Annotated in this window: 14 protein-coding genes; 8 read left to right on the top strand and 6 right to left on the bottom strand. The window is 64.4% G+C overall.

Going from position 1 to position 16,992, the window contains the following annotated elements; translation table 11 throughout:
* Positions 1-46 precede the first annotated feature (46 nt).
* Complete coding sequence (locus tag CAG44_RS18970) at positions 47-871, top strand: aldo/keto reductase (protein WP_085692771.1); 825 nt, start codon at positions 47-49, stop codon at positions 869-871.
* Between the two features lie 173 nt (positions 872-1,044).
* Here the strand turns inward: CAG44_RS18970 and CAG44_RS18965 are convergent, their stop codons facing one another.
* The 5 genes from CAG44_RS18965 to CAG44_RS18940 all read right to left on the bottom strand — a co-directional run bounded on the left by CAG44_RS18965 (position 1,045) and on the right by CAG44_RS18940 (position 6,610).
* Entirely contained in the window at positions 1,045-3,141 is a 2,097-nt protein-coding gene (locus tag CAG44_RS18965) for a bifunctional diguanylate cyclase/phosphodiesterase (RefSeq protein ID WP_085692770.1), read from the bottom strand.
* Between the two features lie 127 nt (positions 3,142-3,268).
* Entirely contained in the window at positions 3,269-3,763 is a 495-nt protein-coding gene (locus CAG44_RS18960; RefSeq protein WP_025338763.1) for a GNAT family N-acetyltransferase, read from the bottom strand.
* A 221-nt stretch (positions 3,764-3,984) separates the two neighbouring features.
* Positions 3,985-4,920 (bottom strand): catechol 1,2-dioxygenase, encoded by a 936-nt coding sequence (gene catA / locus CAG44_RS18955; protein WP_085692769.1) that lies wholly within the window; start codon positions 4,918-4,920, stop codon positions 3,985-3,987.
* Between the two features lie 43 nt (positions 4,921-4,963).
* Positions 4,964-5,254 carry a muconolactone Delta-isomerase gene (gene catC, locus CAG44_RS18950; RefSeq protein WP_013973066.1) on the bottom strand — a complete coding sequence of 97 codons (291 nt, stop codon included), beginning with the start codon at positions 5,252-5,254 and terminating at the stop codon, positions 4,964-4,966.
* A gap of 234 nt (positions 5,255-5,488) precedes the next feature.
* The gene (locus CAG44_RS18940) at positions 5,489-6,610 is read right to left on the bottom strand and encodes a muconate cycloisomerase family protein (RefSeq protein ID WP_085692767.1); all 1,122 of its coding nucleotides are present in this window, start codon (positions 6,608-6,610) and stop codon (positions 5,489-5,491) included.
* A gap of 135 nt (positions 6,611-6,745) precedes the next feature.
* Here CAG44_RS18940 and catR point away from each other — a divergent pair, with 135 nt between their 5' ends.
* Together catR and CAG44_RS18930 are read left to right on the top strand one after the other, a co-directional pair.
* The gene (catR, locus tag CAG44_RS18935) at positions 6,746-7,618 is read left to right on the top strand and encodes an HTH-type transcriptional regulator CatR (protein WP_085692766.1); all 873 of its coding nucleotides are present in this window, start codon (positions 6,746-6,748) and stop codon (positions 7,616-7,618) included.
* Between the two features lie 214 nt (positions 7,619-7,832).
* The gene (locus CAG44_RS18930) at positions 7,833-9,167 is read left to right on the top strand and encodes a D-serine ammonia-lyase (protein ID WP_085593092.1); all 1,335 of its coding nucleotides are present in this window, start codon (positions 7,833-7,835) and stop codon (positions 9,165-9,167) included.
* Between the two features lie 178 nt (positions 9,168-9,345).
* On the opposite strand, the gene CAG44_RS18925 is transcribed toward CAG44_RS18930, so the two are convergent.
* Positions 9,346-10,257, bottom strand: a complete 912-nt coding sequence (locus CAG44_RS18925; protein WP_085593090.1) for a LysR substrate-binding domain-containing protein — start codon at positions 10,255-10,257, stop codon at positions 9,346-9,348.
* A 97-nt stretch (positions 10,258-10,354) separates the two neighbouring features.
* Here CAG44_RS18925 and CAG44_RS18920 point away from each other — a divergent pair, with 97 nt between their 5' ends.
* The 5 genes from CAG44_RS18920 to CAG44_RS18900 all read left to right on the top strand — a co-directional run bounded on the left by CAG44_RS18920 (position 10,355) and on the right by CAG44_RS18900 (position 16,858).
* On the top strand, positions 10,355-11,446 hold the full coding sequence (locus CAG44_RS18920; protein WP_025338756.1) for a tartrate dehydrogenase: 1,092 nt from the start codon (positions 10,355-10,357) through the stop codon (positions 11,444-11,446).
* 194 nt (positions 11,447-11,640) lie between these two features.
* Positions 11,641-13,239: a BCCT family transporter gene (locus CAG44_RS18915; RefSeq protein ID WP_025338755.1), complete on the top strand. Its 1,599-nt coding sequence runs from the start codon at positions 11,641-11,643 to the stop codon at positions 13,237-13,239.
* A 139-nt stretch (positions 13,240-13,378) separates the two neighbouring features.
* A complete protein-coding gene (locus CAG44_RS18910; RefSeq protein ID WP_085593088.1) occupies positions 13,379-14,500 on the top strand; it encodes an aromatic ring-hydroxylating dioxygenase subunit alpha in 1,122 nt (373 codons plus the stop codon).
* A gap of 77 nt (positions 14,501-14,577) precedes the next feature.
* The gene (locus tag CAG44_RS18905) at positions 14,578-15,549 is read left to right on the top strand and encodes a PDR/VanB family oxidoreductase (protein WP_085593086.1); all 972 of its coding nucleotides are present in this window, start codon (positions 14,578-14,580) and stop codon (positions 15,547-15,549) included.
* A gap of 229 nt (positions 15,550-15,778) precedes the next feature.
* Positions 15,779-16,858, top strand: coding sequence for a helix-turn-helix transcriptional regulator (locus CAG44_RS18900; protein ID WP_085593084.1), 1,080 nt, complete (start codon positions 15,779-15,781; stop codon positions 16,856-16,858).
* The last annotated feature ends 134 nt before the right edge of the window (positions 16,859-16,992 follow it).

Here is a 16,992-nt window from a genome sequence, read left to right as displayed (position 1 = left end):
CGCCGACCATCGAATGCGAACCCTGCCCACCCTACAAGGAATTTACATGCAAAGGCTCACCACCCGAAACGGCCTGGACCTGCCCGCGATCGGCCTGGGCACCTGGCCAATGACCGGCAGCGAGTGCACCCAGGCCGTGCGCCAGGCGCTTGAAGTGGGTTACCGGCACATCGACACCGCCACTGCCTATGACAACGAAGCCGCCGTCGGCCAGGCCCTGCGCGACAGCGATGTACCGCGCGAGCAGATTCACCTGACCACCAAGGTATGGTGGGATCGCCTGGCGCCCAAGGCCATGCGCCAGTCGCTGGAGGACAGCCTGCGCGCGCTGGGTACCGAGCAGGTCGATCTGTTCCACATCCACTGGCCCGGCCAGGACTGGGACCTGGCCCGCAGCATCGAAACCCTGGTGGCCCTGCGTGACGAGGGCAAGGCGCGCAGCATCGGCGTGGCCAACTTCCCGCTGGGGCTGCTGCGCCAGGTGGTGGAAACCCTGGGCGCGCCATTGTCGGCGATCCAGGTGGAATACCACGTGCTGCTCGGCCAGCAACCGCTGCTGGACTACGCCCGCCGCCACGACCTGCTGCTCACCGCCTACACCCCGCTGGCCCGTGGGCAGGCGGCGGCGCAGCCGGTGGTCCAGGCGATCGCCCGCAAGCATGGCGTACTGCCCAGCCAGGTGGCGCTGAAGTGGTTGCTGGACCAGGACGGCGTGGCGGTGATCCCCAAGGCCGGCAGCCGCGAGAACCAGCTGGCCAACCTGGCGGTGTCGAACGTGCAACTGGATGACGAGGACCGCGCTGCGATCGCCGGGTTGCCGAAGGACCAGCGGGTGGTGAGCCCGGCGTTTGCGCCGGACTGGAACAGCTAAGCCTTGATCAAGCCTTGAAAGCTTGCACGGCCCATGTGGGAGCGGGTTCACCCGCGAACACCGGCGCAGCCGGTGCCAGCCACCGTGTCGCCTGCTTCGCGGGTGAACCCGCTCCCACAGGTACTGCGCCGGGCCGATCGGCTGCGGTGATTCTGCAGGCCCGCGCAAGGGCACTATGCCGGCGTCATGACCTGCTTCAACCGCTCGTTCGCCGGTGCCGGTCGCCCGTACAGGTAACCCTGGAAGTGCGAGCAACCCTCCGCCGCCAACCGGCGCATCTGCTCCTCCGACTCAACCCCCTCGGCCGTGGTCTTGATCATCAGGCTGTTGGACAGGTCGGTAATGGCGCGGATGATCGACATCGCCTCGCGGCTGTCGCACATGTCATGCACGAACGACTTGTCGATCTTGATCCGGTCGAACGGGAACGAACGCAGGTAGCCCAGCGAGGAATACCCGGTGCCGAAATCATCCAGCGAAATGGACACGCCCAGGTCCTTCAGTGCACGCAGGGTACGCACGTTTTCCTCGCTGTTGCCCAGCAGCACCGACTCGGTGATCTCCAGCTCCAGCCGCTGTGGCGGCAGGCCTGAGTCGGCCAGCGCCAGGGCCACGGTGTGCACCAGGTTGGCATTCTTGAACTGCACCGCCGACAGGTTGACCGACACCGTCTGCTCACTGTCCCAGCTGGCCGCCTCCTGGCAGGCCAGGTTCAGCGCCCGGTTGCCCAGTTCGTGGATCAGCCCGGTTTCCTCGGCGATGGGGATGAAGTCCATGGGCATGACCATGCCGCGGGTCGGGTGCTCCCAGCGCAGCAACGCCTCATAGCCGGTAACGCTGCTGGTCTGCTGGTCGACCACCGGCTGGTAGTGCAGCTGCAACTGGCCCAGGTGCAGCGCGGTGCGCAGGTCGGTTTCCACCAGGCGGCGCTGGCGGGCGGCGACGTCCAGTTCGACGTTGAAGCACTCGTAGCGGTTGCGGCCATTGCGCTTGGCCTCGTACAGCGCCATGTCGGCGTAGCCCAGCAGTTGCTCGGCCTGGTCGCTGTCATCAGGCGCAATGGCAATACCGATGCTCACCCCCACCGTGAACTGGTGCCCCTCGATCTGGAACGGCGGGCAGATCGCGTTGATCAGGCGCTGCGCAGTGTTGCATGCGGCCTCCCGGCCCTCCAGGCCGGTCAGCACCACGGCAAACTCGTCGCCGCCCAGGCGGGCCAGGGTGTCGTGTTCGCGCAGCTCGCGGCGCAGGCGCTTGCCCAGCGCGCGCAGCAGCTTGTCGCCAAAGGCGTGGCCCAGCGAATCGTTGATGTTCTTGAAGTTGTCCAGGTCCAGGCACAGGGCGGCGGTCAGCTTGGCGTGCTCGCTGTCACGCACCAGCGCCTGGCGCAGGCGTTCGTTGAACAGGGTGCGGTTGGGCAGCCCGGTCAGCGCATCGTGGTGCGCCATGTGGTGGATCTGCGCGTGGGCGGCCAGCTCTTCTGTGGCGTCTTCGGCAACGAACAGCACGTAGTCGGCCTGGCCTTCACGGTTCTGGCTGAGCAAGGTGCGGCTGCGCAGGGTGCGTGGGCCGCAGGCCGTGTCGACCCGGGTTTCGGCGGCATGGCCCTTGGTGCTGCGGGCGCCACGGGCCAGTTGCTGTTCCAGGTAACCGGCAACACCCGGTGCCAGGCATTCGCCGGGCAACTGCCCGGTCATCCTGCGCTGCGGCCCGCCGAACAGGCGTTCGGCCTGCTGGTTGGCCAGCAGGATGCGCTGGCTTTCGAGGTCCTGGACAATGACGCTGGCGGGGATGTTGGCAATCACCGAATCAAGAAACTGCGACAGCTTGGTCATTTCCTGGCTGTACTGCTCGGCCAGTTCCTTGGCCTGCAGCAGTTCCAGCTCTTGCCGGTGGTGCTCGGAAATGTCGCGGGTGACCTTGGCGAAGCCCACCAGTTGCCCGGCATCGTCGTACACCGCGTCGATCACCACATGGGCATGGAAGGTCGTGCCGTCCTTGCGCAGGCGCGAACCGGTCTCTTCGAAGCGCCCGGTGCTGCGCGCCTGCTCAAGGTTGAGCGCGGGCAGCCCGGCGGCGCGCTCGGCATCGGTATAGAACAACGAGTAGTGCTGGCCGACGATTTCCTCGGCCAGGTAGCCCTTGGCGCGCTGGGCGCCGGGGTTCCAGTTGGCGACGATTCCTTCGGGGGTGAGCAGGTAGAAGGCATAGTCCACCACACTCTGGATCAACAGCCGGTACATGATGTCGGGGCTTGCGACTAGCGACATGAACTTTACCTGGGCCTTCGAAAGGCGTGAAAAGGATTGGTGGCATTATGCCTCCGATGACGATTTTGTGAAGTAGCTCACAAAAAGCCACGATCCCTTCAATTTGCGAACGAAGGCTGGCAACCCCTCAATGGCGGGCGCCCGTCACCAGGAAGTTGAGCAAGCCCGGTTCGTCATCCAGGGCTATGGGCTGCGCCGGGCGCGACAGCTCGGCCAGCACGGCATTGCAGAAGGCCACGGCAGGCATGTCCTGTGCGTAACAGCGCATCAGCCAGTCGCCCTCGCCGCCCAGCAGTTGCAATGCCACCGCCCGGCCGATGCCCTGTCGGCGGTACTTTTTCAGGATGAACAGGTCGGCCAGTTCGAACGCGTCGATGCCCGGCAGCTCGCTGCGTTCGACCAGCACGAAACCGGCGATGAAACCATCTGCCAGCACCAGGTACGCGCCCCAGCCATCGGCCTGCCAGTAACGTTGCAGGTGCTCGTCATGGATATAGAAGCGGCCGTCCACTTCGACGTCTTCCTGCTCCCAGTCCGAGGACTCGTAGGCGTAGAACTGGTAGAGGTTGCGAATCAGCGGGGCCTGGTCGGCAGTGGTTGCCAGCAGTTCGATGGGCAGCATGGTGCGAGGGCTCGGGTAAAAAGGCGGATTCTAGATCAACAGCCCCTGGCAGCAAAAAGCCCAGGCCCTCCCCGCACGGAAAGGCCCAGGCCAAAACCAGTCATCGATTGCTAGGCGCCCCTGTGGGAGCGGGCATGCCCTCGAACACCGGCAAAGCCGGTGCCATATACCGCGGTGCCTCTTCGCGGGCACGCCCGCTCCCACAGGGATCCCTTCAGGGCTCAGCTGTTTTGCAACGCACGCGGGCGGTGGCTGCGCGCCTCGGCGTCCGGCGCCTTGGCCGCCTGCAGGTGGAAGTCGAACGCCAGCTCGGCAAAGCGTTCGCCCTCTACGCCGCGATCACGCGCCGCCGCAGCATCCTCGACAAAGCGCAGCTCGCCGACCAGCTCGTCACGGGTGGCATAGGCAAAGTCATCCCACAGGTACTTGTCGCCGGCCAGGTTTATCTGCGTGGTCAGATGGCGGTGCCCCGGCGCCGAGATGAAGAAGTGCACGTGCGCCGGGCGCTGGCCGTGACGGCCAAGCAGGTCCAGGCACTCCTGGGTTGGCCCCTGCGGGTCGCAGCCGTACCCCGACGGCACGATGGAGCGCGCGCGGTAACGCCCTTCGGCATCGGTGATGATGCGCCGGCGCAGGTTGTACTCGGACTGGGTGGAGTCGAAGTACGAATAGGTGCCCTGGGTGTTGGCGTGCCACAGGTCAACGGTGGCGCCGGCCAACGGCTTGCCTTCGGTATCGAACACCTGGCCCTGGAGGAACATCACCACGCCCGGGTCGCTGCCGTCGTCCATGCGCGCTTCGCCCTGCGCCAGCGGCGCCCCCGCCACATACAGCGGGCCTTCGATGGTGCGCGGGGTGCCGCCAGTCAGGCCGGCCTCGGCGTCCTTGGCATCCTGCAGCAGGTCGAGGAAGTGCTCGATGCCCAGCCCCGCCGCCAGCAGGCCGGCTTCGTTACGGCCACCCAGGCGGTTGAGGTAGTCGACGGCATGCCAGAACTCGTCTTCGGTGATTTCCAGGTCTTCGACCAGGCGTGCAGTGTCCTGCAGCACACGCAGGATGATCTGCTTGAAGCGTGGGTTGCCTTCGGCATGGCCCAGGCCGGCCACTTCCTTGAAGAACGCCTGAACATCGGCAGTATGGGAAATTTTCACGGTCATCGTGCTTGCCTCATCTTGTTCTTGTCAGGTAGACAGGTGCGACTCAGCGGTCGTCGCTGTGAATCGACGAGGGGTGCCGGCACAGGCCGTCGACCTCGATGTCCATGTACGGAAACAGCGGCAGCTGCATCAGGGTGTCGTGCAGCGCCTCGACGCTGGGCACGTCGAACACGCTGTAGTTGGCGTAGTGCCCGGCAATGCGCCACAAGTGGCGCCAGGTGCCTTCGCGCTGCAGGCGCTGGGCCAGTTCCTTTTCGTCGGCCTTGAGCCGGGCGGCCTTGGCCGGGTCCATGTCGACCGGCAGTTTCACGGTCATCTTCACGTGGAACAGCATGCTGGTATCTCCTTTCTCTGATTTGGCGCGAACACTGTGGGAGCGGGCGAGCCCGCGAACACGGGCGAAGCCCGTGCTATCCACCGCGTCGCCTGCTTCGCGGCTAAAGCCGCTCCCACAGGAACAGCGTTGCTCTCGAGGTTGTCGCTGTACCTGTGGGATCGCGCCAAGTTTTAAAATTTGAGCAAGACAGTTGCTCCCACAGGGGTTGTGTGTTCTTTCAGCCAGCGTGACTCAGCGGCGGGCGAAGCGCGCCAGGCGCTGTTCGTCCAGGGTCAGGCCCAGGCCCGGGGTACTTGGAATGTGCAGCTGGAAGTCGCGGTACTGCGGCGGCTCGTTGACGATTTCTTCGGTCAGCAGCAGCGGCCCGAACAGCTCGGTGCCCCAGGTGAGCTGGCGCAGGGTCAGGAAGGCGTGAGCCGAAGCCAGGGTGCCGATCGAGCCTTCGAGCATGGTCCCGCCATACAGGGCGATGCCGGCAGCCTCGGCGATTTGCGCGGTGCGCAGCACGGCGCGCGGGCCACCGTTCTTGGCTATTTTCAAGGCGAAGATGCTGGCCGCGCCGTCGGCGGCCAGGCTGAAGGCGTCCTCGACGCTTTCGATCGACTCGTCGGCCATGATCGGCGCCGGGCTGCGCTGGTTCAGGCGCACCTGGCCGCTGCGGTTGATGCGCGAAATCGGTTGCTCGATCAGGTCGATGCCGTTGTCGCCAAGCACCTGGCAGGCACGGATGGCCTGGGATTCGTCCCAGTACTGGTTGACGTCGACCCGCACGCTGGCGCTGTCGCCCAGCTCGCGCTTGATCGCCACCACGTGCCTGAGGTCCTGGGCCAACGGGTTGGCGCCGATCTTCAGCTTGAACACCCGATGCCGGCGAATCTCCAGCATGTGCTGGGCTTCGGCAATGTCGCGGGCGGTGTCGCCGCTGGCCAGGGTCCAGGCCACTTCCAGGCTGTCGCGCACGCGGCCACCCAGCAGTTCGCTGACCGGCAGGCCCAGGCGCTTGCCCTGGGCATCGAGCAAGGCGCTCTCGATACCCGACTTGGCAAAGGTGTTGCCCTTGGCCAGCTTGTCCAGCTTGAGCATGGCGGCGTTGATGTTGTCTGCCGGCAGGCCGATCAGCGCCGGCGCCAGGTGCGCATCGATGTTGGCCTTGATGCCCTCGGGGCTTTCGTAGCCATAGGCCAGGCCGCCGATGGTGGTGGCCTCGCCGATGCCTTCCACGCCATCACTGCAGCGAACACGCAATACCACCAGGGTCTGCTGCTGCATGGTGTGCATCGCCAGCTTGTGCGGGCGAATGGTCGGCAGGTCGACGATAATTGCCTCTATACGTTCAATCAGCGCGCTTGTCATTGTTGCCAGGTCCCGTGGTTTCGGGCTGCCAGCCGCAGGCCCGAGTAGTGCATTTACTTGCTTGTTCAAGGATTGCGCGAGACCCTGATAGCCGTCCAATATCGAATGAATCTCCCACCATACCCTGGAGGTCTGATGGAGCTGCGCCACCTGCGTTACTTCAAGGTCCTGGCCGAAACCCTGAACTTCACTCGCGCCGCCGAGCTGCTGCACATTGCCCAGCCACCGCTGAGCCGGCAGATCAGCCAACTCGAGGACCAGCTCGGTACCTTGCTGGTGGTGCGCGACCGCCCGCTGCGGCTGACCGAGGCGGGCCGATTCTTCTACGAGCAGAGCTGCACCGTGCTGCAGCAGTTGGAGAACATAAGCGACAATACCCGCCGCATCGGTCAGGGCCAGCGCCAGTGGCTGGGGATCGGCTTTGCCCCCTCGACCCTGTACAAGGTGCTGCCGGAGCTGATCCGCGAACTGCGCCAGGACAGCGAGCTGGAACTGGGCCTGAACGAGATGACCACGCTGCAGCAGGTGGAGGCGCTGAAAAGCGGGCGCATCGACATCGCCTTCGGGCGCATTCGCATCGATGACCCGGCCATTCACCAGCAAGTGCTGTGCGAGGACCCGCTGGTGGCTGTATTGCCCAAGGGCCACCCGCTGGCGAGCAGCCCGCTTACCCTTGCCCAGCTGGCTGGCGAGGCGTTCATCCTCTACCCGGCCAACCCGCGGCCCAGCTATGCCGACCATGTGCTGGCACTGTTCGCCCACCACGGCATGAGCATCCGCGTCAGCCAGTGGGCCAACGAACTGCAGACCGCCATCGGCCTGGTGGCCGTCGGCGTAGGCGTGACCCTGGTGCCGGCGTCGGTGCAGCAGCAGCACCGCACCGATATCGAATATGTAAGCCTGCTCGACAGCGGCGCCGTCAGCCCGATCATCCTCAGCCGGCGCATGGGCGATGTGAGCCCGATCGTGCAGCGCTGCCTGGCATTGATTGCACAACAGGCCGAATGAGCGCGCGCTCCTGCAGGATCGACAGTCTGTCTAGATACCTGAAGCTTGCGCGGACCCTGTGGGAGCGGGCGTGCCCGCGAACACGGGCGAAGCCCGTGCCAGCCACCGTATCGCCTGTTTCGCGGGCACGCCCGCTCCCACAGGGTCCCCGCCAATCCGCAGGAACGGCCTGATATCGCCCCCTGGTCATCATCAACCAACAGGAAAAACCAGCATGATTCACGGCAAGACACTGCAAGCATGGTGCAGCTCCCACCCCCTGATCGAAGACCTGGTGGCCCTGCGCGAAACCCGTTGGTTCAACCCGCACATTGCCCCTGCCGCCCGGGCCCTGGCCGATGTCGGCCTGAGCGCAGCCGATGTCAGTGCCGCCAGTGCCCGGCTGGCACGCTTTGCTTCCTACCTGGCCAGCGTGTTCCCGGATACCGCCGCCACCGGCGGCATCATCGAGTCGCCACTGCGCCCGCTGCCCACCCTGCACGCCACCTTGCTGCAGGCAGCGGGCCTGCCAGCCAGCGGTTCACTCTGGCTCAAGGCCGACAGCGAGCTGCCGATCTCGGGTTCGATCAAGGCCCGCGGCGGTATTCATGAAGTGCTCAAGCATGCCGAAGACCTCGCTCTGGAGGCCGGCCTGATCAGCCTCGACAGCGATTACCGGGAACTGGCCAGCGACCAGGCCCGGCAATTCTTCAGCCAGTACAAGGTTGCGGTCGGCTCGACCGGCAACCTCGGCCTGTCGATCGGCATCATGAGCGCCAGGCTGGGCTTTCAGGCAACCGTGCACATGTCGGCCGATGCCCGCCAGTGGAAGAAGGACAAGCTGCGCGCCCATGGCGTGAAGGTGGTCGAGTACGAAAGCGACTACAGCGTGGCAGTGGAGCAAGGGCGCCAGCAGGCGGCGGCGGACCCGAGCTGCTACTTCGTCGACGACGAGAACTCGCCACACCTGTTCCTCGGCTATGCAGTGGCGGCCGAGCGGCTGGCCGTCCAGTTCGAGGCCGCGGGTATCAAGGTGGATGCCGAGCACCCGCTGTTCGTCTACCTGCCCTGCGGGGTCGGCGGCGGCCCGGGTGGCGTGGCGTTCGGCCTGAAGCTGATCTGGGGCGACCATGTGCACTGCATCTTCGCCGAGCCCACCCACTCGCCCTGCATGTTCCTGGGGGTGTATAGCGGTTTGCATGACGCCACCAGCGTGCAGGATTTCGGCATCGACAACCTGACCGCCGCCGACGGCCTGGCGGTGGGCCGCCCTTCCGGCTTTGTCGGCAAGGCGATGCAGCGTTTGCTCGATGGCTATTACACGGTCAGCGACGAGGCGCTGTACCGGCTGTTGGTGCTGGCCCATGACCAGGAGAACGCGCGGCTGGAGCCTTCGGCGCTGGCGGGGATGCCGGGCATGGTCAGGGTGCTTGAATCGCCTGAGTACCTGGCGCGCATGGGTCTGTCGGCTGGGCGCATGGACCGGGCCACGCACCTGGTGTGGGGGACCGGTGGCAGCATGGTGCCGGAGGCAGAGTTTGCGGCCTATCTGGCCAAAGGAAGGGGCTGAGGAATCGTCTCTGCTTTGATGCTTGTGGGAGCGGCCTTGCGTCGCGAAAGGGCCGCACAGCGGCCCCGGCAATCCATGCGACACCGCTGACATCCTGGGGCTGCTTTGCAGCCCTTTCGCGACGCAAGGCCGCTCCCACAAAAAAGCAGAAGCATACCGGGCAGGATTCGAGTTCGACCTAACCCGGCAGGCTATAACGCTCGGCAAAGTACTGCCGGAAAAAGTCCACTGCCACTCGCACCTTGGCCGAACTGGCCAGCGGCGTGGTGTACACCGCCCAGATATCCGCCGGCTGGTGATAGTCCTCCAGCACCTGCACCAGGCGCCCGTCCTGCAGGCTGTCGTGCACATCCCACCAGGAACGCAGCAATATCCCGCGCCCGTCCAGGCACCACTGGTGCGCCACTTCGCCATGGTTGCTCGACAAACCGCCGGTTACCCGCACCCCCTCCTCACCCTCCGGGCCCATCAGCTGCCACACGCCAAACGGGTGGTCGCGCTCCTTGATCACCAGGCAGTCATGACTGGCCAGGTCGCCCAGCACCTTGGGCGTGCCGCGCCGGGCCAGGTACGCCGGCGCGGCGCACAACACCCGGCGGTTGCGCGCCAGCGGCTTGGCAATCAGGTTGGGAGCGATGGCGTTGCCCACGCGAATATCCAGGTCGACGCCTTCGGCGATCAGGTCCACCAGGCGGTCATGCACGTCCAGGCGAATGTCCAGCCGCGGGTAGCGCTCGGCCAGCTCCGACAAGGCCGGCGCCACGAAGCGCCGGCCCAGGCCCAGGCTGCTTGCGATGCGCAGTTGCCCGGCCGGCTCGCGGTGCTGGGCGCTGATGTCATCACCCATGCGCTGCACCGCATCGAAAATCTGCAGCGCCCACTGGTACACCCGCTCGCCCTCCTCGCTCACCGTCACCCGCCGGGTGGTGCGGTGCAACAGGCGCACTTCCAGGGTTTGCTCGAGCATGCGAATGCGCTTGCTGATGTAGGCCGCCGACATGCCCAGCTCATCGGCCACGGCCGCGAAGCTGGCGCGCTTGGCCACTTGCAGGAAGATGTTGAGGTCGTCGAGGTTGGGTAGATTATTCACGTAGCGTGTTCCAAGAATCCATGAATGGCTAGATTATCTCCGGATCAAGCCCTTATAGCATGGCCAGCACCTGTTCCCTAGACAACGAGTGCACCCCATGAGCAAGACTTTCAGAATCGCGGCAATCCCCGGCGATGGCATCGGCAACGAAGTACTGCCTGAAGGCATTCGCGTGGTCGAGGCCGCTGCGCGCAAGCACGGCCTGGACATCAGCTTCGAGTTCTTCGAGTGGGCCAGCTGCGATTACTACCTGGCCCACGGCAAGATGATGCCGGACGACTGGTTCGAACAGCTCAAGGGTTTCGACGCCCTGTACTTCGGCGCAGTGGGCTGGCCTGACAAGGTACCGGACCACATCTCCCTGTGGGGTTCACTGCTCAAGTTCCGCCGCGACTTCGACCAGTACGTGAACATCCGCCCGGTGCGCCTCTTCCCCGGCGTACCTTGCCCACTGGCTGGCCGTGAGCCAGGTGACATCGACTTCGTGGTCATTCGCGAGAACACCGAGGGCGAGTACTCGTCGCTGGGCGGGCGCATGTTCGAAGGCACCGAGAACGAGTTCGTGCTGCAGGAGTCGGTGTTCACCCGCCGCGGCGTCGACCGCATCCTCAAGTACGCCTTCGATGTGGCCCAGACCCGCCAGCGCAAGCATGTCACCTCGGCCACCAAGTCCAACGGCATGGCCGTGAGCATGCCGTACTGGGACGAGCGCACGGCGGCGATGGCTGCCAATTATCCGGAAATCAGCTGGGACAAGCAGCACATCGATATCCTCTGCGCGCGCTTCGTGCTGCAACCGGACCGCTTCGACGTGGTGGTGGCCTCGAACCTGTTCGGCGACATCCTCTCCGACCTCGGCCCGGCCTGCGCCGGCACCATCGGCATCGCGCCGTCGGCCAACCTCAACCCCGAGCGCAAGTTCCCGTCGCTGTTCGAACCGGTGCACGGTTCGGCGCCGGACATCTACGGCAAGAACATTGCCAACCCGATCGCGATGATCTGGTCCGGTGCGCTGATGCTCGACTTCCTCGGCAACGACGGCGCCGACCCGCGCTATCGCGCCGCCCACGACGATATCCTCAAGGCCATCGAGCAGGTCATCGCCGCCGGTGACGTGACCCGCGACATGGGCGGGCAGCAGTCCACCCAGCAAGTGGGCCAGGCCATCACCGCGCTGGTCGAGGCCTGATCCACCAGGGCCGATTGTCAGAAGTGTCTGACAATCGGCCCTTTGGCTCTTGCGAGCGGCGTGGATTGTATGCAAAATCTGTTAACCATTAGATATTCGTAAACCAAAGGTTAACGTCCAAGGAAGGAGTGGTACTGCAACACCCCGGATGCCTGCCGGGTAAAACAAGTACGCCAACGTCCCAGGAGACGATGATGTCGCACAAGAATAAAAAGATTGATGTGTTCCTGATTACCGTGAGCCTGATTGCCGTGCTGCTCACCGTGATCGGCCTTGCAGCCTTCCCCGCCCAGGCGGAAAGCGCCGCCAACCAGTTGTTCGAACTGTCCACCCGCACCTTCGGTACCAGCGTGCAGGTGCTGGTGTTCGGCAGTACCCTGGCCGTGCTGTACCTGGCCTTCAGCAAGTACGGCAACATCCGCCTGGGCAGCGGCAAGCCCGAATACGCCACCGCCACCTGGGTGTTCATGTTCATCTGCGCCGGCATGGGCTCGTCGACCCTGTACTGGGGCGTGATGGAATGGGCCTACTACTACCAGACCCCAGGCCTGAACATCGCCGCGGCCAGCCCCAAGGCGCTCGAGTACAGCGTTGGCTACTCGTTCTTCCACTGGGGCATCAGCGCCTGGTCGATCTATGCCCTGGCCTCGCTGGCCATGGCCTACCACTTCCATGTGCGCAAGAAGAGCGGCCTGAACCTGGCCTCGATCGTCGAAGCGGTGACCGGCTTCAAGGCTACCGGGCCGGTAGGCCGTAGCGTCGACCTGATCTTCCTGCTGACCATGATGGGCGCGCTGACCGTGTCGCTGGCCCTCACCGCCTCCACCCTCACCCGCGGCCTGCACGACCTGGCCGGCACCCCGGACACCTTCACCGTGCAACTGCTGGTGATCGGTGGCGTGGCAGTGATGTTCTCGCTCAGTTCCTACATCGGCATCGATGGCGGCCTGCAGCGCCTGAGCAAGATGGTGTGCATCGGCGCGCTGGTGTTCGCCGCGGTGATCCTGCTGGTCGGCCCGACCCAGTTCACCATCAACAACACCGCCAACTCGATTGGCCTGATGATCCAGAACTACGTGCACATGAGCCTGTTCACCGACCCGGCCGGCGACGGTGCCTTCACCCGCAACTGGACGGTGTTCTACTGGCTGTGGTGGGTGTCGTACGCACCAGGCGTGGCCATGTTCGTGACCCGCGTTTCGCGCGGCCGGCAGATCAAGGAAGTGGTGCTGGCCCTGCTGCTGGGTGGCAGCTTCGGTTGCTGGTTCTTCTTCGGCGCGCTGGAAAGCTACAGCATGCACCAGTTCATCACCGGTGCGGTGGATGTACCGAAGATGCTCGCCGAACAAGGCGGCGAATCGGCCGTGACCCACCTGCTGCTGGCGTTGCCATGGGGCCAGGTGTTCCTCGGTGTGTACCTGTTCATCATGGCCATCTTCTGTGCCTCGCACATGGATGCCGCAGCCTATGCGGTAGCCGCCACCAGCACCCGCAACCTGCGTGAAGGCGACGACCCGACACCGACCCACCGCCTGTTCTGGTGCGTGGTGCTGACCCTGGTGCCACTGGCCATGCTGTTCGCCAAGGCCTCGCTGTCGACCATGAAGACCGCCGTGGTGCTGACCGCCATCCCGTTCATGGTGATCCTGCTGGTGAAGATCTACGGCTTCTTCAAGTGGATGATCGCCGACTACGGCCAGGTATCGGCCCACCTGATCGACGAAGAAGCGGCCCGCATGGCTGGCGAAGAGCCAACCGAGCAAGCCCCGCGCAGCGCCGCTGCGGTGCACTGACCGATGCTGTAGAAGCGAGCTTGCTCGCGATGGGGCTGCCAAGCAGCCCCAGGATAGCTGCAAATTTTTTTGCCTGATCTGTTAACCAACAGATACGCGTTAACCAATAAATACAAACCGAGCTTGTGAGAAACCTGTCATGAACGACTTCAAACGCCTGCCCGCCGATTTCTGCGCGAATGCCGACGAGGCCTTCACCATCCCCGCCAATTTCTACACCCAGGCCGCGGTGTTCGAGCACGAGAAGGAAGCGATTTTCGCTCGCAGCTGGATCTGCGTGGGCCACCGTAGTGAAGTGGCAGAGAACAACGCCTACATCACCCGCGAAGTGATTGGCGAAAGCATCATCGTCGTACGTGGCCGTGACAGCGTATTGCGCGCGTTCTACAACGTCTGCCCGCACCGCGGCCACCAGCTGCTCAGCGGCAGCGGCAAGGCCAAGAACGTCATCACCTGCCCTTACCACGCCTGGACCTTCAAGCTCGACGGCGAACTGGCCCACGCCCGCAACTGCGACAACGTGGTCAACTTCGACAAGGAAAACTCCACCCTGGTGCAGCTGCGCGTAGAGGAATACGCCGGTTTCATCTTCATCAACATGGACATGGACGCAGGCTCGGTAGAAGACCAGTTGCCAGGCATGCAGGCACGCATGCGTGAAGCCTGCGCGGTGATCGACGACCTGCACCTGGCCGCGCGCTTCGTCAGCGACACCCCGGCCAACTGGAAGTCGATCGTCGACAACTACCTGGAGTGCTACCACTGCGCCCCTGCCCACCCGGGCTTCTCCGACTCGGTGGACGTTGGCCAGTACAGCCACAGCCTGCACGGCAACTGGACCCTGCAATACGGCCTGGCCAAGCCTTCGGAGCAGTCGTTCAAGTTCGACGAGAATGTGAAAGACCCATCGTTCGCCGGTTTCTGGGCCTGGCCTTGCACCATGTTCAACGTGCCGCCAGGAGCCAACTTCATGACCGTGATCTACGAGTTCCCGGTCGATGCCGAAACCACCCTGCAGCACTACGACATCTACTTCCTCAACAAGGACATCAGCGAAGAGCAGCAGAAGCTGATCGACTGGTACCGCGAAGTGTTCCGCCCGGAAGACCTGCGCCTGGTCGAAAGCGTGCAGAAGGGCCTGAAGTCCCGTGGCTACCGTGGCCAGGGCCGGATCATGGCCGACCGCGAGCGCAGCGGCATGAGCGAACACGGCATTGCCCACTTCCACAACCTGATCGCCGTGGCCCACCTCGACGATTGATGGCAACCGCTCCACGTTTTTTGCACGTAAAGGTGCGCGGCAGGGCCTGCCGCGCACCCAGGCAGTCGAGGTGAACCATGGCCAACACATATGAAATGTTCAGCGTGCAGGTTACCGCAGTGGAACAAGCCACGCCGCTGATCAAGCGCTTTACCCTGGCCCGCGAAGACGGCGCGGCGATGCCCGCCTTCACCGGTGGCAGCCACGTCATCGTGCAGATGCACGGCACCGACGGCAGCCAGTTCAGCAACGCCTACTCGTTGATGAGCGACCCGCGCGACACCCGCAGCTACCAGATTGGCGTGCGCCTGGAGGAGCAGTCCAAGGGCGGCTCGGCGTTCATGCACCAGCAGGTGGAAGTGGGCACCCGCCTGACCATTTCCTCGCCCAACAACCTGTTCGCGCTGGACCCGACCGCCGGCCGCCATGTGCTGATTGCCGGCGGCATCGGCATTACCCCGTTCCTGGCGCAACTGCATGAACTGGAAGGCGCCAGTGCCGACTACGAACTGCACTATGCCTTCCGCGCGCCGGAGCACGGGGCGTTCCAGGACCAGCTGGCCAACGGCCCGCACGCCGCCAACACCCGTTTCTACATCGACAGCCTCGACCGCAAGCTCGACCTGGCCGCCCTGTGCGCGGGCCTGGACGAGCAGGCGCACCTGTACGTGTGCGGCCCCAAACCACTGATCGACGCGGTCATCGCCTGCGCCGCCGAGGCCGGCATTGCCGAGCACCGCGTGCATTGGGAACAGTTTGCCGCCACTCCGGTCACCGGCAGTGCCTTTACCGTGGTGCTGGCGCAGTCGGGTGTGGAGCTGCAGGTGGAAGAAGGCATGACCATCCTGCAGGCCATCGAGAAGTCCAAAGCCGCCAAGGTCGAGTGCCTGTGCCGCGAAGGCGTGTGCGGCACCTGCGAGACGGCCATCCTCGAGGGTGAAGCCGAGCATTACGACCAGTACCTGAGCGACGAAGAAAAGGCTGCCCAGCAGAGCATCATGCTGTGCGTCTCGCGTGCTCGTACTGCCCGCTTGGTGCTCGACTTGTAATAACCGCCCGGCTGATGCTGCCTGTACTGGCCTCATCGCCGGCAAGCCAGCTCCCACAGGTACTGCACATGGCTTGAAGGCGATGCGGTCGATGTGGGAGCCGGCTTGCCGGCGATGAGGCCAGTACAGGCAACACAAGGTCGAGAGAGAGGACCACTGATCCGTCAACCAAAAGTTGACAGCTTGGGTATACTGGCAGGCTCTTGGCCCAGATCAGGACACCCTGCCGATGTTGGAAAACAGCTTCGCCTTCCGCCTCAAGGAACTGCTCGAGCATCACAAGCTGACCCTGCAAGCCGTGGGCACGGCCTTGGGCATTTCGCGCACTGCGGTGCACAAGTGGACCCGTGGCGGCGAGATCGACTACGACAACCTGCGCAAGCTGGCCGACTTTCTCAAGGTCAACTGGATCTGGCTGCGCTATGGCGACGAGGCACTGCAGAACATCCAGCAACCACAGGTGGTCGAGCTGCCGATGACCGACCTGCGCCGGCGCCTGACTGCCGAGATCATGGAAAGCGAAACGCGCATGAAACTGGCCCAGGAAGGCGCACGCATCGTCACCTGGGAATGGAACCTGATCAGTGACGAGGTCACCTACTCGCCCAATGTCGAGCAGGTATATGGCTGGCCGGTGCACCATAACGAAGACTTCTGGAAACACCTGCCGGGCGAAGACGTGCAGCACATGCAGGCGATGTATGCCGAGGCAGTGGCCAAGGGCAACGGCTGCGAGTGCGACTTCCGCATCACCCGCCCCGACGGTGAAGTACGCTGGATCTCCTCCCGCGCCACGGTGGTACGCGACAGCGCCGGGCGATCGGTGAAGATGGTCGGCATCAGCATGGACAACACCGAGCGCCAGATGGCCCAGCAGGCCTTGAGCCAGAGCGAGGAACGCTTCCGCACGATCTTCGAGCTGGCCTGGGGTGCCCTCGCCTACATCGACCCCGACGGCACCTGGCAACGGGTCAACAACAGCCTGTGCGAGCTGCTGGGCTACCGTGCCGAGGAACTGTACGGCATGACCTTCCAACAGATCACCCACGCCGATGACCTGGCGCAGAACCTGCAATTGCTGCAGCGCATGCTGGCTGGCGAAACCGAGCGTTACGAGGTGGAAAAACGCGTACGCCACAAGAACGGCGAGTACATCTGGGTACGCGCCCGCACCTCGCTGCAACGTCGCGACAACGGCGAGCCGGAGCACCTGATCAGCGTGTTCGAAGACATCAGCGCCGAGCGCCAGGAGCATGAACGGCTGCAGGCGCATATTGCCGCGCTGGAGGCCCGCCTGGCTGCTTCGTGACAAGGCTTACCCGAAAACCCAAGTCTGTCGCGATCCGTGTGGGAGCGGGTTCACCCGCGAACACGGGCGAAGCCCGTGCCATCCACCGCGGTGCCTGCTTCGCGGGTGAACCCGCTCCCACAGGGACCGCGCCA

This window comes from Pseudomonas sp. B13(2017) (assembly GCF_002113245.1).
GTDB lineage: Bacteria > Pseudomonadota > Gammaproteobacteria > Pseudomonadales > Pseudomonadaceae > Aquipseudomonas > Aquipseudomonas putida_Z.
Note: the sequence above shows the minus strand (reverse complement) of the source record. Positions and strands in the feature narration are given on the sequence as shown.

What these genes read in the sequence shown, in the direction of transcription:
- CAG44_RS18970 (WP_085692771.1), top strand. Translation starts at nt 47, where the DNA reads ATGCAAAGGCTCACCACCCGAAACGGCCTGGACCTGCCCGCGATCGGC.
- CAG44_RS18965 (WP_085692770.1), bottom strand. Translation starts at nt 3,141, where the DNA reads ATGTCGCTAGTCGCAAGCCCCGACATCATGTACCGGCTGTTGATCCAG.
- CAG44_RS18960 (WP_025338763.1), bottom strand. Translation starts at nt 3,763, where the DNA reads ATGCTGCCCATCGAACTGCTGGCAACCACTGCCGACCAGGCCCCGCTG.
- catA (WP_085692769.1), bottom strand. Translation starts at nt 4,920, where the DNA reads ATGACCGTGAAAATTTCCCATACTGCCGATGTTCAGGCGTTCTTCAAG.
- catC (WP_013973066.1), bottom strand. Translation starts at nt 5,254, where the DNA reads ATGCTGTTCCACGTGAAGATGACCGTGAAACTGCCGGTCGACATGGAC.
- CAG44_RS18940 (WP_085692767.1), bottom strand. Translation starts at nt 6,610, where the DNA reads ATGACAAGCGCGCTGATTGAACGTATAGAGGCAATTATCGTCGACCTG.
- catR (WP_085692766.1), top strand. Translation starts at nt 6,746, where the DNA reads ATGGAGCTGCGCCACCTGCGTTACTTCAAGGTCCTGGCCGAAACCCTG.
- CAG44_RS18930 (WP_085593092.1), top strand. Translation starts at nt 7,833, where the DNA reads ATGATTCACGGCAAGACACTGCAAGCATGGTGCAGCTCCCACCCCCTG.
- CAG44_RS18920 (WP_025338756.1), top strand. Translation starts at nt 10,355, where the DNA reads ATGAGCAAGACTTTCAGAATCGCGGCAATCCCCGGCGATGGCATCGGC.
- CAG44_RS18915 (WP_025338755.1), top strand. Translation starts at nt 11,641, where the DNA reads ATGTCGCACAAGAATAAAAAGATTGATGTGTTCCTGATTACCGTGAGC.
- CAG44_RS18910 (WP_085593088.1), top strand. Translation starts at nt 13,379, where the DNA reads ATGAACGACTTCAAACGCCTGCCCGCCGATTTCTGCGCGAATGCCGAC.
- CAG44_RS18905 (WP_085593086.1), top strand. Translation starts at nt 14,578, where the DNA reads ATGGCCAACACATATGAAATGTTCAGCGTGCAGGTTACCGCAGTGGAA.
- CAG44_RS18900 (WP_085593084.1), top strand. Translation starts at nt 15,779, where the DNA reads ATGTTGGAAAACAGCTTCGCCTTCCGCCTCAAGGAACTGCTCGAGCAT.